At 43.9% G+C, this 16,142-nt stretch carries 12 protein-coding genes and 1 pseudogene; 10 read left to right on the top strand and 3 right to left on the bottom strand.

All coding sequences use genetic code 11. The features are described from left to right. Positions 1-376 (top strand): annotated as a pseudogene (locus tag ACTXGO_RS03900) (hypothetical protein); the annotation flags it as partial. Positions 377-410: 34 nt separating this feature from the next. Beyond that, positions 411-899: an acyl-CoA thioesterase gene (locus tag ACTXGO_RS03895; RefSeq protein WP_435950028.1), complete on the top strand. Its 489-nt coding sequence runs from the start codon at positions 411-413 to the stop codon at positions 897-899. A gap of 94 nt (positions 900-993) precedes the next feature. Here the strand turns inward: ACTXGO_RS03895 and ribBA are convergent, their stop codons facing one another. Together ribBA and ACTXGO_RS03885 are read right to left on the bottom strand one after the other, a co-directional pair. After that, positions 994-2,109, bottom strand: coding sequence for a bifunctional 3,4-dihydroxy-2-butanone-4-phosphate synthase/GTP cyclohydrolase II (gene ribBA, locus ACTXGO_RS03890; RefSeq protein WP_435950029.1), 1,116 nt, complete (start codon positions 2,107-2,109; stop codon positions 994-996). A gap of 312 nt (positions 2,110-2,421) precedes the next feature. Further along, positions 2,422-3,711, bottom strand: coding sequence for a replication-associated recombination protein A (locus ACTXGO_RS03885; RefSeq protein WP_443573422.1), 1,290 nt, complete (start codon positions 3,709-3,711; stop codon positions 2,422-2,424). 73 nt (positions 3,712-3,784) lie between these two features. Between ACTXGO_RS03885 and ACTXGO_RS03880 the strand changes: the two genes are divergently transcribed. Then, complete coding sequence (locus ACTXGO_RS03880; protein ID WP_443573420.1) at positions 3,785-4,333, top strand: type IV secretion protein Rhs; 549 nt, start codon at positions 3,785-3,787, stop codon at positions 4,331-4,333. Positions 4,334-4,453: 120 nt separating this feature from the next. After that, on the top strand, positions 4,454-5,356 hold the full coding sequence (locus tag ACTXGO_RS03875) for a hypothetical protein (protein ID WP_443573419.1): 903 nt from the start codon (positions 4,454-4,456) through the stop codon (positions 5,354-5,356). Between the two features lie 123 nt (positions 5,357-5,479). On the opposite strand, the gene gltA is transcribed toward ACTXGO_RS03875, so the two are convergent. Further along, positions 5,480-6,760, bottom strand: a complete 1,281-nt coding sequence (gltA, locus tag ACTXGO_RS03870; RefSeq protein ID WP_317199678.1) for a citrate synthase — start codon at positions 6,758-6,760, stop codon at positions 5,480-5,482. 792 nt (positions 6,761-7,552) lie between these two features. On the opposite strand from gltA, the gene sdhC reads away from it, so the two are divergent. The 6 genes from sdhC to odhB all read left to right on the top strand — a co-directional run. Next, positions 7,553-7,942: a succinate dehydrogenase, cytochrome b556 subunit gene (gene sdhC, locus ACTXGO_RS03865; protein ID WP_317199656.1), complete on the top strand. Its 390-nt coding sequence runs from the start codon at positions 7,553-7,555 to the stop codon at positions 7,940-7,942. Between the two features lie 2 nt (positions 7,943-7,944). Further along, positions 7,945-8,349 (top strand): succinate dehydrogenase, hydrophobic membrane anchor protein, encoded by a 405-nt coding sequence (sdhD, locus tag ACTXGO_RS03860; protein WP_317199677.1) that lies wholly within the window; start codon positions 7,945-7,947, stop codon positions 8,347-8,349. 386 nt (positions 8,350-8,735) lie between these two features. After that, positions 8,736-10,586 (top strand): succinate dehydrogenase flavoprotein subunit, encoded by a 1,851-nt coding sequence (gene sdhA, locus ACTXGO_RS03855; RefSeq protein ID WP_443541198.1) that lies wholly within the window; start codon positions 8,736-8,738, stop codon positions 10,584-10,586. A gap of 192 nt (positions 10,587-10,778) precedes the next feature. Further along, positions 10,779-11,489, top strand: coding sequence for a succinate dehydrogenase iron-sulfur subunit (locus ACTXGO_RS03850; protein WP_317199654.1), 711 nt, complete (start codon positions 10,779-10,781; stop codon positions 11,487-11,489). Between the two features lie 531 nt (positions 11,490-12,020). Then, complete coding sequence (locus ACTXGO_RS03845; protein ID WP_317199653.1) at positions 12,021-14,903, top strand: 2-oxoglutarate dehydrogenase E1 component; 2,883 nt, start codon at positions 12,021-12,023, stop codon at positions 14,901-14,903. 103 nt (positions 14,904-15,006) lie between these two features. After that, positions 15,007-16,142: 2-oxoglutarate dehydrogenase complex dihydrolipoyllysine-residue succinyltransferase (odhB, locus tag ACTXGO_RS03840; RefSeq protein WP_443573417.1), on the top strand; the 1,136-nt coding region annotated here is incomplete at its 3' end.

The following is a 16,142-nucleotide window of genomic DNA, read 5'->3' as shown; positions in this document are numbered from 1 at the left end:
TGATAAAGATCATGAGCGCATAAATAGCACTGATAATACCAGCCTGACACGGCGACAGCTGGTGCTTCACGAAGTGATTATGACCTTAAACTTAGCCAGTCAAGCGAGCACTATGCGTGACCAAGAACAGCTTAAGAGTTACCTGCGTCAAGCGCGCAAGCAACTACAAACGCTAACAGCGCCATCTACTCATTCTCAGCCTAAAGTGCAAGGTGCTATAGACGTAGAGGACAGCGCAAAAGTAGCAACAGCCATGATGGATGCACCAACAAACATAACGGAAGTCATCAACTGGTTAGATAAGCTCATAGCTAATACGCCAGCACGCTCGCCCTTGTTGACCACGCAAATTTTAGATCAGCCCAATAATAAATAGCTCATAGCTCAACACCCACACAAATAGGCAAATTATGAACCATGCGGCAGCAAATCAACTAAATGCTATGCAAGGAGTAAGTGCTATTCCTGACTCCCTAAAGCACTATCCTGTTATTCATAGCCAGTCGGTACAGTGGGGCGAGATGGATGCCTTTAACCATCTAAACAATGTCGTCTATTATCGTTATGCAGAGTCGGCGCGTATTGCTTACTTACAGGCGCTCGGTATGTTTGATGGCAGCATGGTGACGATGCTGGCGCAGTCAAGCTGTCAGTATTTACGCCCAGTAACTTATCCTGATACTCTGCTCATCGGTGTACGCTGTCAGCGTTTAGGCAATACGAGCATGGTCGTAGAATATAGCTATTACAGTGACGCGCAGCAGGCGATTGTAGCGACAGCTGAGGCGGTAGTCGTGCGTTTGGACGCGACTGGCGAAGTAAAGCTACCATGGACGCAAAAGGAGCGAGAGTATCTCGTTGCGATAGAGTCAAGAGTCGGTCACGCTCCAAAACTATAAGATAATAAGATATGAAGCGCATTATTTAAATAATAAAAAGGCATACCAATAATAATTGATATGCCTTTTTTATAGCGTGTTTTCAGCTTAAACCTTACTCTTCTTGATTGGGAGAATGAACAAAATCAACGACGTTAAGCTCAAATCCTGATAGCGCATAGAACTTCATCGGAGATGACAGCAGACGCATATCACGCACACCCAAATGACGCAAAATCTGTGCACCAACACCGATACTACGATAAGGCTGCTGAGTGATAGTAGAGATCGATTGATTGTCCGACGCTTTGTCCAAAGCATCACCTAAATCTATGGGTTGATGGCTCCCAATCCATACCAGCACGCCGCGCTCAGATGCATTAATCTCTTCCATCGCAGCTTGTACGCTCCAGCCGCCGCGGCCTGTGGCGTCGTTCTTGGCGGCGAATAAATCTCGTAGCGGATGAAACCCATGGACACGTACCGTACTGACGCCTGCGCCAACATCGCCTTTGACCAATGCCAAATGCGTCTCATCAGCACCAAACTCACGAAAACGGTGCAAAGTAAATGTCCCATGTTCAGTCTCAAACGGGTGCGACTCTACTTCCTCAATGGTCTGCTCATTAGCGATACGATAATTGATAAGATCGGCGATAGTACCGATTTTGATATCATGCTCTTTAGCAAATATCTCAAGATCATCGCGGCGCGCCATGGTGCCATCTGGATTGATAATCTCAACGATAACCGCTGCAGGCTCAAGTCCTGCTAGGCGTGCCAAATCACAACCCGCTTCGGTATGACCTGCGCGGTGCAAGACGCCGCCGTTTTGTGCCATGATGGGAAAGATATGCCCAGGTTGTACGATGTCCTCAGGTTTGGCTGAAGAGGAAACCGCTGCTTGTATCGTACGTGCACGATCACCTGCTGATATACCTGTGGTAACGCCTTCGGCGGCCTCAATAGACACCGTAAAGTTGGTACTAAACTTGGCTTCGTTACGATCAGACATTAGCGGCAATTCAAGCTGCTGACAGCGCGCTTGTGATAACGTTAAGCATACTAAGCCGCGAGCATGAGTAATCATAAAGTTGATATCGTCGGCGCGCACGTGAGTGGCGGCCATAATGATATCGCCTTCGTTCTCGCGATCCTCATCGTCCATCAAAATGACCATTTTGCCCGCGCGAATGTCTTCAATAATCTCAGGAATCGTATCTAAACTCATAAAAGGTCTCAATGCTTTATTATTTGTCAGTATAAAAAAAGGGTGAAAGCGAAATATTTGCCTATTGTAGCAGTAGAATAAAAAAAGCGCTGTATAGGTTAGTAAAACCAGCAGCATATAACTATAAATCTTGTAGAAGATATAGTGTTTGTAGCATAGTAAAGCAAGTGACTTATCCGTTTTAGTAGCTTTTATAGCGTACCGCTGTACTTTTAGCTACTTACTTAATGACTCAAAGTCAAATGTCACTATCCTTGGGATACTGTTGACTTAGAAATAATATCAACTTAAAAACACTAGCAACTTAAAAAATTAGTCATTACTCGCCGCTTGGTTTTTAAGCCAATCTATAAACTGTTTGCTATGTTGCTCACGCTGGTTATCAGCAAAATCATAGAAGCGGGTATTGGCTAGATTATCAGGTAAATAAGACTGCGGATAATAGTGGTTGGGATAATCATGTGGATAGGCGTAGCCTTTACCATAGCCTTGATTTTGCATAAGTTTGGTTACGCCATTTCTTAGATGTAGAGGTACAGCAGAGGCATCTTTTTCTGCGAGTGCCATTGCCGCATTGATCGCCTTATAAGTGCTGTTACTTTTAGCGCTAGTCGCCAAATAAACGACAACTTGCCCTAGTATAATACGCGCCTCTGGCATACCGATTGATTGCACGCTCCGTAGTGCTGCATCTGCAAGAAGTAGAGCGTTTGGGTTGGCATTACCAATATCTTCGCTAGCCAAAATGACCAAACGCCGTGCGATAAAATCTGCAGGCTCGCCGCCGACCAGCATTCGCGCCATCCAGTAAAGAGCAGCATCAGGGTCAGAGCCGCGTACGGACTTAATCATGGCAGAGACGATATCATAGTGCTGCTCGCCATCTTTATCGTAACGCACCAGTGCAGTCTGTGCCACGCGCCCAATCAATTCATCATCGATAACGAGTGGTGACTGCGCAGGATCAGCGGTCTGTACTGCAAGCTCTAATAGGTTTAAGGCTTTTCTAGCATCGCCATGAGCGAATTGACTGATAATCTTTTGCGCTTGTAAGTCTATAGTTAACTTTTTAAGGATATTGTCCTCTAAGAGCGCGCGATCTAACACCGCATGGATCTGCTCAGAATTGAGCGGCTCTAAGCGGTACACTTGGCAACGTGACAGCAATGCATTATTGACACTAAATGAGGGGTTCTCTGTCGTTGCACCAATCAAAGTAATGTCACCTGATTCTACTGCGCCAAGCAGAGCGTCTTGCTGGGCTTTATTAAAGCGATGAATCTCATCAATAAAGACGACAGGCGACTCAAAACTCAGCGAGTCCTTAGTGTCCAAGACTTCGCGCAGCTGCTTAACGCCAGTATTGAGTGCTGACAGCGCATGAAACGGTCTATTTACAGCATCAGCGAGCAGCATGGCAATAGTAGTCTTGCCAATACCCGCCTCGCCGTGCAAAATGATAGAGGGCAGATGGCCTTGTTCTACCAAACGTCGTAGTGGCGCGCCTTTTGCTAGCAGGTGCGTTTGACCGATAATCGCCTCCAAAGAAGATGGGCGCATACGCTGAGCAAGTGGAGTATCAGCATGAAAGGTAGAGGACATAGCATTCTCAAAGTTTGCGGCAATAGACCTAAACAACAGGGCCTAGGTTGTATCGATATATGGAATATTAATAATGACAGATCGACAGAGTAAAAGACGCTGGCATCGATATTTAAATGCAATACGCACTGTAAGCTTTTATCAAAAGCCGCAATCACGGTATCTCACCAGTGGCGAGAAAGCGCTGGCACGTAGCGTATTCGGCGATAGTCTCAATCTTGATGCCGTCGAGCTTAAAACCGCTTGGTGGGTACTCAAAAATTATGCGGTTAGCCCTAATGGCAATATTTACTTCAATCCGTTAGATTGGATAGAGGACTTTAGCCATACCACGCTTGGCAAACAAAGCTGGCTGATACATGAGCTTACGCACGTTTGGCAGTTGCAGCAGGGTATCAAAGTGGTTCGCGGCGCGCTTTTAAATCGCCGTTATCAATACATACTCAAAACTGGCAAATCATTTTTTAAGTATGGCATTGAGCAGCAAGCGCGTATGGTACAAGATTACTTTTTGCGTCGCGAACGCGGTCAAAATTGTCAGGATTTACAAGCTTGTATTCCATTTTTAGTTGTGCCAGCCAAAAATCATAGCAAAAACACTGACAGCTCGTTCATAGTTTAATCTTCTACTTGTGCATAATCATCTATAAGATAAAAACCGTTTGTAAATTATCAAACATGCCCTAAATAAGCAATGGATTGCCATACTGATTTTAATTTTTAACAAAGGATTTGTATTCTGATGTTTAAATTTTTGTTACCTACTTCTAATAATAAAGGCGCTACGCGTGCGCGTCATGCGATAAATTTGACAGCAATAACTCTGACAGGCTCTTTGCTACTCACCGCATGCAATCAGCCAGCCAGCCCTGATGTGGCACCAGAGAGTCAAGAGGTAAAGACAGAGGAGCAGCAGCGCGCTGAGGACAGTCAATCCGTGACTCAAAGCGATTCCGCTACCGCTCGCATTGAGCAGTTTCAGCCTTTGTACGTCGAACAAGTACTAGGGCTGCAAAGACGCTTGCAGGCAGAGTATGAGTCCTTACAAGCAGCGGACATATCAGAGAGTGAGACCGGTCTGCTCTCCAATTCCACTCAAACACAACCCAATCAAGCGTCTGCTACTGAATCAACTAACGATCAAGCTGCAACTGCTGAGTCAGCACCAACGGATACGCAAGAGAAGAGCTCTGATATCAATACCAGTACAGAGGTGGGTGAGCGCGACTTGTCGGTACTCAAACGCATTAGTTTAGAGCCGCGCAAACCTAATATGTTGACACAGGAGCAAATCATAGAAAACTATCAGCAAGCTATGCAAGCGCTCTATGAGCCTGTCACTAGTGAGATGAGCGCAAAAGATACCGACACCTTACTCAATATTGCCGCTTTAATTCCGCAGTTGTTTGAGCATGCCGAGATTGCTAATAGGGTCAATGCCAAGAGTCCTGCACTGGCGCGATTAATTATTCAGCGTCAAGTCTGGCAGCAGATAGAGGCGCAGCAAGTGCTAGATATGCAGCAATTAAAACTATCACAACAGCAAGAATTTGAGACCTTAATGAGTAAATTTAACGATACTATTAAAGATTACGACGAACAAATCGCCAAATATGAGCAAACGCTAAAAGAGTTCCAGCAGTAAACGATAAAAGGTGCCGCTTCATCTATAACATTTATAGTGAACGGACTCTACTTTGGAGCTCACCAAAAAATCCCGCACTATGGCGGGATTTTTTGGTGAGCTTATTTTAATAAACTTGAAGACCTATTTACGGTCTTCAAGTTTAACAAAATCACGCTTGGTTTCACCTGTATACAACTGACGCGGACGACCGATTTTGAATGGCGTGCTGTGCATCTCAAGCCAATGGCTGATCCAGCCAGAAGTACGAGCTAGTGAAAAGATAACAGTAAACATTGACGTTGGAATACCAATAGCTTTTAGGATAATACCAGAGTAAAAATCAACGTTTGGATACAAGTTACGCTCGATGAAGAACGGATCTTCTAAAGCAATCTTTTCTAGCGCCATAGCCAGCTCAAGTTTTGGATCATCAATGCCCAAAGCTTCTAGTACTTCATCAGAAGCCTTTTTGAGCACTTGCGCGCGTGGATCAAAGTTTTTGTACACGCGGTGACCAAAGCCCATAAGTTTGACTTCACGGCTTTTCACTTTTTCCATAAATTCTGGCACGTTCTCAACAGTACCAATTTCATCTAGCATCTCAAGCACAGCTTCGTTTGCGCCACCATGTGAGGGGCCCCAGAGGGCTGCGATACCAGCTGCGATACAAGCATAAGGATTTGCGCCAGTAGAGCCTGCTAAGCGCACAGTAGATGTTGACGCGTTTTGCTCATGATCAGCATGCAAAGTAAAGATTTTGTCCATAGCATCAGCGATGATAGGATTTACTTTGTAATCAACGTCACCTGGGGTGGCAAACATCATGTACAAGAAGTTTTCAGCATAGCTAAAGTCTTCACGCGGATACATGAACGGCTCGCCTTGTGAGTACTTGTAGCTCATAGCAGCTAGCGTTGGCATTTTAGCGATTAGGCGAATAGCAGTAAGCTCACGATCATGCTCATTACTGATGTCTAAGTCTTCGTGATAAAACGCAGATAAAGCACCGACTACGCCGACCATAATAGCCATAGGGTGGGCGTCACGGCGAAAGCCTTCAAAGAACTTACGCAATTGATCATGTACTGCTGAATGCTTGCGAATCTTTGCAAAGAAATCTTCTTTTTGCTCGCTATTTGGTAGCTCACCATTGATGAGCGCGTAAGCCACTTCTAGGTATTCAGCATTGTTTGCCAATTGATCGATAGGGTAGCCGCGATGCAATAGCTCACCTTTACCGCCGTTGATAAAAGTGATTTTTGATTCAACAGGAGCTGTGACCTTAAACCCAGGGTCATAAGACCAGTAGCCTGCTTCTTGTAAGGCGGCAACATCAATAACCGACTGTCCTAAAGTACCGTCAGTAATGGGCAGTTGGTACTCATTACCATCTACACTTAGCGTGGCACTCTTATCAGCCATATTGTTATCAGCCATAATTTCCTCTCCATTGGTTTTAATTTATAAACACAAATATAAAATCGACGCTTGGTAGTGCGTCACTACTAGTCAAACAAAGATATAAATTCAACTAATGCGCTATCTTATCTATATTAGCAGCAAACCGTAGTGATTTGAAAAGACTTTTAGCGTCCATACCACCGATTTATAGGATTTGGTGGCACTGAGACGAGGTTATTATTGTATCAAAATATGTCTGTTCACTCATTTCTTCAAAAACGGCCTTTATCTAGATAATTGCTGAGCTATAGCAGTTATTTTGTCTAAACCACAAGTTATAAACAAAATGAGCAATAATAGCTGAGTATTGCTCAGTGTTAATAGGGCGTTAAAACCTTTTTATAAGTCATTATTTAGAGGATAAGTTTGTAATTAGTGCTCAGTCATTTTATAATTGAGACAATTTGGCTAAAGCAAACTTTGTTGTTATGAGTAGATGACGTTACCTTACCTACGGACTACTTATATTTTGTTACGATAAACGCTGATATTTATGAGATAGACATACTTTATAACTTGAATATTTTTGTTATTTGTTCTATTTTTAGATAGTCTATCTTGAAGTCATTCTTAATAATGAAAGTGATTGAGACAGTTAAGAATGCCATCTGGTTGGATTAGATGATATCGGTACAAAATAAACAAGGTCAATTAGCTTTTCCTTACTTTATTCGCCTCATGATTTGCACTGTGCTTATAGCTTTTATAAAGTTTAAGTTTTGGTAGCAAAAACAAGAGTATAACCGCAAAAGGATGACCGCTGTGAAAAGCAACCGACCCATTGATCTGCCTATGAGTCAGGTGATTAGCGTTAATGCAAAATCACCTATCGCCATCGCCTCAATATTACACCGTATTTCCGGTATTATTCTATTTTTACTCATCCCTGTCATGCTCTGGTTGCTACAAACTTCTTTGGCATCGCCTGAGAGCTTTGCAACTGTATTTGACAATGTGTTAGTGCGTTTTGTCGCTTGGATATTTGTCGCTGCTATCTCTTACCATTTTGTGATGGGTATGAAGCATCTATTCGCTGACATGGGTATGAACGAAGAGCTAAAATCTGGTCGCACAGCTGCTGTTGTCAGCTTTGTAATCGCTGCGATTTTGATCGTCGCGTCATTTATATGGGTGATGTTCTAATGATTAAGAATAATTCAGGTATCAAAAGCGCAACAGGTTTGACAGGTTCAGGATCACGCGATTGGATTGTGCAACGTTTTGGCGCCGTAGTATTGGCTCTGTATAGCCTAACTCTGCTCGGCTTCTTTTTGACTCATGGTAGCGTGGACTTTTATGAGTGGTTCGGTTTTATGAACAGCTTACCTATGCGCCTGTTTAGCTTAGTCGCGATTATTGCTCTAGCAGGTCACGCTTGGGTTGGTATGTGGACCGTATTTACAGACTATATTACTACTAGCAAAGTCGGTGCAAAAGCTGCAGGTTTGCGCTTAGCATTACAAGCTTTGATGGTTGCAGCTATCTTGGTTTATGTATTCTGGGGCATCATGATTTTTTGGGGTAATGGCTTTAATGTCGTTGCCGTTTAATCAATAGCTTGTTTGCTTGATGACTTTTTTATCAGTACTAATTTTTGGTTAATTGCTTGTAAATACAAACTGTTAAGTCATATTTATAAGCAGATAAAGCGTTTAAAAGTAGTCAGTCGATGACTATATAGAATAGTAGTCATTCCTAATGTCCTAGATTGCCAGTAGTACAAGGATATACAGTCAGGCTACTAACACTGATAAAGGGGGCTGTAAGGACCATATTGTTCATATTTTGGCAAAGCGTTTGACTACTATGATCAACACAACCCTTATGCATAATAATATCGCTCTTATATCGCCAATAGATATAGATCAATCTATCAGACAATCCTTATTTACTTCACAAGTACTACTTATTTTGAGTACTAACTAGGAAGATCACAATGGCAACTAAACAAGATAATACTATCAGCAACATTAAGACCTTGAATTATGATGCCATCATTGTTGGTGGTGGTGGTTCAGGCATGCGTGCTTCGTTGCAATTAGCAGAAGCGGGTATGAATGTCGCTGTTATTACTAAGGTATTCCCAACGCGCTCGCATACGGTCGCAGCCCAAGGCGGAATTGGTGCAAGTCTTGGTAACATGAGTAACGATAATTGGCATTTTCACTTTTATGACACCGTAAAAGGTTCAGATTGGCTGGGTGACCAAGATGCTATTGAGTATATGTGCCGCGAAGCACCAAAAGTCGTTTACGAGCTTGAGCATATGGGTATGCCATTTGATCGTAACGAAGATGGCACTATCTATCAGCGCCCCTTTGGTGGACATACCTCAAACTACGGTGAAAAAGCGGTACAACGTGCTTGCGCTGCAGCTGATCGTACTGGTCATGCGCTATTACATACGTTGTATCAGAAAAATTTAGAGCAAGGCACGCAGTTCTTTGTTGAGTGGATTGCTCTAGATTTGATCAAAGATGAGGCAGGTAACATCAACGGTGTTGTTGCTTTAGAGCAAGAGACAGGTACAGTTGCTGTATTCCAAGCACCGATTACCGTACTTGCAACAGGCGGCGCAGGTCGTATTTTTGAAGCCTCAACCAACGCTTACATTAATACAGGCGATGGTATAGGCATGGCAGTACGTGCAGGCGTGCCGTTAGAAGATATGGAGTTTTGGCAGTTCCACCCAACAGGTGTTGCAGGCGCAGGCGTTCTGTTAACCGAAGGGTGCCGAGGCGAAGGCGCAATCTTGCGTAACAAAGATGGCGAAGCCTTTATGGAGCGTTACGCGCCAACGGTCAAAGATCTAGCGCCGCGTGATCTCGTCTCACGTTCTATGGATCAAGAGATCAAAGAAGGTCGCGGCTGTGGCCCTAACGGCGACTACATCGTGATGGATATGACTCACTTAGGCGTTGAAACCATTATGAAGCGCTTGCCATCAGTATTTGAGATTGGTAAGAACTTCGCAAACGTTGATATTACTAAAGAGCCCATTCCTGTTATTCCAACTATTCATTATATGATGGGCGGTATTCCAACCACGATTCATGGTCAAGTCATCAAGCCTGATCTTGAGGCGGGTACAGATGAAGACGGTCTATACACCGAAGGCAAAATCGTAACGGGTCTTTATGCTATTGGCGAGTGCGCTTGCGTAAGTGTACATGGTGCTAACCGTTTAGGTACCAACTCACTCCTTGATCTATTGGTATTTGGACGTGCTGCTGGTAAACACATCGTTGATGAGTTCCATCAAAACGATCACAACTATAAGCCTATGGATCCGCGCGTCCTTGATTATACTGTTGGACGTTTAGATAAATTGCAGCAATCTACTGAAGGTCACAACGCACAAGATGTGGCAGATGAGATTCGCGCTATTATGCAGACGCATGCCAGTGTATTCCGTACGCAGGCGATGATGGATGAGGGTGTTGAGAAGCTATTGGCACTTGGCGAAAAAGTTGAAAACATTCATCTAGCAGATAAGTCGCAAGTATTTAATACAGCGCGTATCGAAGCTTTTGAAGTGGCTAATCTTTATGAAGTCGCAAAAGCCACTATGATATCGGCTGCTAGTCGTCATGAGAGCCGCGGCGCTCATAGTGTTGCTGATTATGATCGTCCAGAAGATGATGATTATGCTCCTAACGGTCGCAATGATCACGATTGGATGAAGCATACCTTATGGTATTCTGAAGGCAACCGTATCATCTACAAGCCTGTACGCAAGATACCACTGACAGTAGATTACATCGAACCTAAAGTTCGCGTTTACTAACTTTAAGTTCATTGAGTAGGTTATACCGCTATACTTATTCTAGAATGAGTATTTATACTAGGATAAGTAATAGCTACGTTATATTATCAATTCATCTATGACAAAGGATGATCGCCAGCTATAGGTTAGGTGAGTGCTTAAGGCGCTATTATTCTAACAAGCCAGCCATTATCTAGTGTGGAGTTAAGCATTATGAGCAGAGGTAACCGCACCATTGAGATATATCGCTACGATCCTGATCGGGACGCAGCTCCGCGTATGCAAACTTACAATATCGAGCTACTAGAATCAGATCGTATGTTGCTTGATGTCTTGCTACGTCTAAAAAAAGAAGACGAGACTATTACCTTTCGCCGCTCATGCCGCGAAGGTATCTGTGGTTCTGATGGTATGAACATCAACGGCAAAAATGGGCTAGCCTGTTTGTTAAACATGAACACTTTGCCTGAAAAGATTACCATTCGTCCACTACCAGGCTTACCAGTCGTTCGCGATTTGGTTGTCGATATGAACCAGTTTTATGAGCAGTACGAAAAGGTACATCCATATCTGATTAACGATCAGCCTGCGCCGCCAACCGAGCGCTTGCAATCTCCTGAACAGCGCGAGGAGCTAAATGGTCTGTATGAGTGTATTTTATGTGCTTGTTGTTCGACCAGTTGCCCATCATTTTGGTGGAATCCTGATAAATTTTTAGGTCCGTCAGCGCTATTGCATGCTTATCGTTTTGTAGCAGATAGTCGTGATAGTGACGCGCAAGCACGCTTAGCACGTCTTGACGATCCATTTAGCTTATTCCGCTGCCGCGGTATCATGAACTGCGTTTCTGTATGTCCAAAAGGTCTCAACCCAACTAGAGCAATTGGTCATCTACGTAACATGCTTATTGACCAAGCAGGCTAATATGCTTTATTTGTTAGTCTTTTGAAATTAAAAACACCGCCGAGTGACTTGGCGGTGTTTTTTTTGATAAGATTAAGACATGTTTATATAACTGACATTTTTTTATAGATTCGTAGTTTGATAAAACTTAGGTATAATAGCGTGATAGTAAATATTTATTACGTAAATACTTAGTATTGAACAAACAAACTATGTGACCTACTTACCTCATGTTAGGGTAAGTAGCACTATTGTTTGCGCATGCAAAAGCAGCCAATATGAGTCAAGGAATGGCAATTTATAACAAATGATACCGTTACTCAAAATTAGTTTGCTAGTTTTTGATAGTAATCTGGTTATGGTCGATGGCAGTATATATAAAAAAATGTTTTGAGACGATATTATATAGAAAACTGAGCGTTCACAAATAAACAATAGGGTAGCACAACTGGTTAAAAGACAGTTCATATTGCACTTTGATGCAAATATAAACTGCAGATACTGATAAAACTACCAAATTTCATTCATTTATCTATCAAATAGACGGTTATTATGAATAGTACAACTAAACAAGCAGCAGGCGTAGCTCATACTGAACTTGCCGCTGATAATGCATATTATATCGAAGCTCTTTATGAGCAATTCTTAGGCGATCCAGATAGCGTTGATAGCGATTGGCAAGAGTACTTTAAACAGTATCAAGCGCCAAACGATGCTAAGCACAATGCGATTCAAGATCAATTTTTACTGCTTGCACGTAATCAGACGGCTAATAAAGGCGGCGGTTCTACTTCTGCCGCTCAAAGCTTAGCAGCTGACTGCGCTGATCCTAAGCAAATGGGCGTGCAGCAATTGATATCTGCGTATCGTCGCCGTGGTCATCGTCATGCCAATCTCGATCCTTTAGGGCTGCATCCGCGTCCAGAAGTAGAAGATTTGACGCTGGCTTATCACAACTTGTCAGAAGCTGATTTGGATACGGTATATCCAACCAACGATTTAAACATCGGTAAGAGCGAAGCGCCGCTACGTGAGATCATTGAGATCATGGAGCGCGTCTATTGTAGTTATATCGGTGTTGAGTACATGCATGTCACTAGCAGTACTGAAAAGCGCTGGATGGAAAAATATTTAGAAAGTAATTTAGGTTATATCGAGTTTGATAAAGAAAAACGTTTATCAATCTTAGAGCGTCTAACTGCTGCTGAGGGCCTAGAGAAGTATTTGGCACGTAAGTATACAGGGGTCAAACGTTTTGGGTTAGAGGGCGGCGAGAGCTTTATTCCTGCAGTTGATGAGATTATTCAGCGCGCTGGTGGTTATGGTACCAAAGAGATGGTCATTGGTATGGCTCACCGCGGACGTCTTAACTTACTGGTCAACATCCTAGGTAAAAATCCTGCTGATCTATTCGATGAATTCGATGGTAAAGTGCAACCAGAAAAAGGCTCAGGCGACGTCAAATATCACAATGGTTATTCATCAAACGTGATGACGCCTGGTGGCGAAGCGCATTTAGCACTAGCTTTTAACCCATCTCATTTAGAAATTGTTGCACCTGTGCTACAAGGCTCAGTACGGGCACGTCAAGTTCGCCGTAATGATCAGCCTGGTCATAGCGGTAAAGACGGCAACTCAGTACTGCCTATCGTGGTTCACGGTGATGCTGCTTTTGCAGGTCAAGGGGTAGTGCAAGAAACCTTCCAGATGTCGCAAACGCGCGCCTATACTACAGGTGGTACGGTACACATTGTCATTAATAACCAAGTAGGCTTTACGACCAGTCGTCAAGAAGATCTGCGTTCAACAGAATACTGTACTGATGTGGCAAAAATGGTACATGCGCCAATCTTACACGTGAACGGTGACGATCCTGAGTCAGTCATATTTGCAGCTCAGCTTGCGCTTGATTATCGTCACGAATTTGACAAAGACATCATTATCGATCTGTTTTGCTATCGCCGTAATGGTCATAATGAAGCCGATGAGCCGTCAGCGACGCAGCCACTTATGTATGCGGTTATCAAAAAGCTACCGACTACTCGTACGATCTACATCAATAAGCTTATCGAAGCTGGGGTTATCACAAGCGAAGACGCTACTAAGTATGAAGACGAATACCGCGAATCTCTAGATCGCGGAGAGTATGTCGCCAATTCATTAGTCAGTGAACCTAATGAGAAGTTATTTGTAGATTGGACACCCTATCTGGGTCATGATCTCGTTGATGACTGGGATACTAGTGTCGACATAGATAAGCTAAAGACTTACGGTCGCCGTATGGCTGAAGTGCCAGAGGGTTACAAGCTACAGCGTCAAGTGCAAAAGATGATGGAACAACGCTTGGCCATGCAAACGGGTGAAGAGCCGTTGAATTGGGGAGCTGCTGAGACTTTGGCATATGCGTCACTAGTAGATAACGACGAAGTATTAGTGCGTATCACTGGTGAGGATGTTGGCCGTGGTACTTTCTCACATCGTCACAGCGAAATCTTTAATGTTAACGATGGCAGCATGTATGTGCCTCTTGCGCACATTAGCGAAACGCAAGCACGATTTGCGACCTACAACTCACTATTATCAGAAGAAGCGGTATTAGCCTTTGAATATGGTTACGCGACTACGGTACCCAATGCCTTAATCATCTGGGAAGCGCAGTTTGGTGATTTTGTGAATGGGGCACAAGTGGTCATCGATCAGTTTATCTCGAGTGGCGAGACCAAATGGCAACGTGTTTGTGGTTTAACCATGCTATTGCCACATGGTTATGAAGGTCAAGGCCCTGAGCATTCCTCAGCACGTCTTGAGCGCTTCTTGCAGCTATGTGCTGAAGATAATATGCAAGTGATTACCCCAACAACGCCTGCGCAAATTTTCCATGCTCTACGTCGTCAGGCCGTTCGTCCTATTCGTAAGCCTATGATTGTAATGTCACCAAAGAGCTTGCTGCGTCATAAGCTGGCAACTTCGCAGTTAGAAGAACTTGCAAATGGTAAGTTTGAGACAATATTACCAGAGATGGATGAGCAAAACGCTGACAACATCACGCGCCTAGTACTGTGCGGCGGCAAGGTATACTATGACTTGTTAGAGCAGCGCCGTGAGCTTGGACTTGAGCATGTGGCTATTGTGCGTATTGAACAGCTATATCCTCTACCTGAAGCGCGTTTGATTAGCGAAATTGAAAAATACAGCAATCTAAAAGAGATCGTTTGGACGCAAGAGGAACCGCTTAACCAAGGCGCTTGGTATTACCTAGCACCGCACATGTTCCGTATTGTGGTACCGCATCCGACTAAAGCAAAAGTTATGGAACCTATCGCGCGTCCGCCAAGTGCAGCACCTGCGACAGGGTCACCTAAATTACACGCCCAGCAGCAGCAAGAGCTAGTTGCAGGTGGTCTTGGCGTTAGCGTTGATGAGTTGTCTAAATAATAGTTATATTAAGTCTTAAATTAATCAAGCGATGATAGTTAGTATTTTAACCCAACTATCACGACCCAATAATGAGCAGTATCCAAATCTAAGGAGTTTATCGATGGCTGAGATCAAAGCCCCCGTTTTTCCAGAATCGGTTGCCGATGGCACGATCGTTGAATGGCACGTATCAGAAGGTCAGCAAGTAAGTCGTGATGACTTATTGGCTGAAATTGAAACTGACAAAGTTGTATTGGAAGTGGTTGCTCCTGATGATGGTGTTGTGACCAAAATCGTCAAGCAAGTTGACGACACGGTCGAATCAGCAGACCTGATCGCTGAGTTTGAGTCTGGCGCTAGTGGCGATGCTGGTGGACAAGACGCTGATACTAGCGATAGCTCACAGACAGAGACGCCAGCGGTCAACCCAGATCAGCCTGCAGCTCCCGTACAACCTAAGCAAGAAGGCTATGGTGATACTCCAAGCCGTCCAGAAGCTCCTGAAGCTGATCATAAAGATCAAAGCCCAGCAGTACGTAAAGCGGCAAAAGAGTCTGGCGTTGATCCAAAGAATGTCGAAGGTAGTGGCCGTGATGGTCGCGTGACTAAATCAGATATGGCAAGTCCAAAACTTAAATCAGACAGCTCTATTAAGTCTGATAGCGGTACTCCAGTTGCTGAGTCGACAGGCGAGCGTACTGAAAAACGCGTTCCTATGACGCGCTTGCGTAAACGCGTCGCTGAACGTCTATTATCAGCAACGCAAGAGACCGCCATGCTGACGACGTTTAACGAAGTCAACATGAAGCCACTCATGGACATGCGTACCAAGTATAAAGATCAGTTTGAAAAACGTCATGGTGTGCGTTTAGGCTTTATGTCTTTATTCGTCAAAGCGGCAACAGAAGCGCTAAAACGTTTCCCAGCGGTTAATGCGTCATTAGATGGTGATGACATCGTTTATCACGGTTACTATGACATCGGTGTTGCCGTATCGTCAGATCGTGGTCTGGTCGTCCCTGTCCTACGCGATACCGATCAGATGAGCATGGCGGATGTTGAAAGCAAAATTCGTGAGCTTGGGGGCAAAGCGCAAGAAGGCAAGCTAGGTCTTGATGAGATGATTGGTGGTACCTTTACGATCTCAAATGGCGGCGTCTTTGGTTCATTGATGTCAACGCCTATCTTGAATCCGCCGCAAACGGCTATCTTAGGCATGCATGCTATCAACGATCGCCCAATGGCAGTTGATGGTAA

The organism is Psychrobacter sp. T6-1, assembly GCF_052258445.1.
The sequence above is the reverse complement of the archived record's forward strand: the minus strand, read 5'-3'. Positions and strand labels throughout refer to the sequence as shown.

Excerpts from the sequence above, each read along its gene's own strand:
- gltA (WP_317199678.1), bottom strand. The coding sequence starts at position 6,760 with ATGGCTGATAAGAGTGCCACGCTAAGTGTAGATGGTAATGAGTACCAA.
- ACTXGO_RS03845 (WP_317199653.1), top strand. The coding sequence starts at position 12,021 with ATGAATAGTACAACTAAACAAGCAGCAGGCGTAGCTCATACTGAACTT.
- ACTXGO_RS03850 (WP_317199654.1), top strand. The coding sequence starts at position 10,779 with ATGAGCAGAGGTAACCGCACCATTGAGATATATCGCTACGATCCTGAT.
- ACTXGO_RS03880 (WP_443573420.1), top strand. The coding sequence starts at position 3,785 with ATGACAGATCGACAGAGTAAAAGACGCTGGCATCGATATTTAAATGCA.
- ribBA (WP_435950029.1), bottom strand. The coding sequence starts at position 2,109 with ATGAGTTTAGATACGATTCCTGAGATTATTGAAGACATTCGCGCGGGC.
- ACTXGO_RS03895 (WP_435950028.1), top strand. The coding sequence starts at position 411 with ATGAACCATGCGGCAGCAAATCAACTAAATGCTATGCAAGGAGTAAGT.
- ACTXGO_RS03885 (WP_443573422.1), bottom strand. The coding sequence starts at position 3,711 with ATGTCCTCTACCTTTCATGCTGATACTCCACTTGCTCAGCGTATGCGC.
- ACTXGO_RS03875 (WP_443573419.1), top strand. The coding sequence starts at position 4,454 with ATGTTTAAATTTTTGTTACCTACTTCTAATAATAAAGGCGCTACGCGT.
- sdhC (WP_317199656.1), top strand. The coding sequence starts at position 7,553 with ATGACCGCTGTGAAAAGCAACCGACCCATTGATCTGCCTATGAGTCAG.
- sdhA (WP_443541198.1), top strand. The coding sequence starts at position 8,736 with ATGGCAACTAAACAAGATAATACTATCAGCAACATTAAGACCTTGAAT.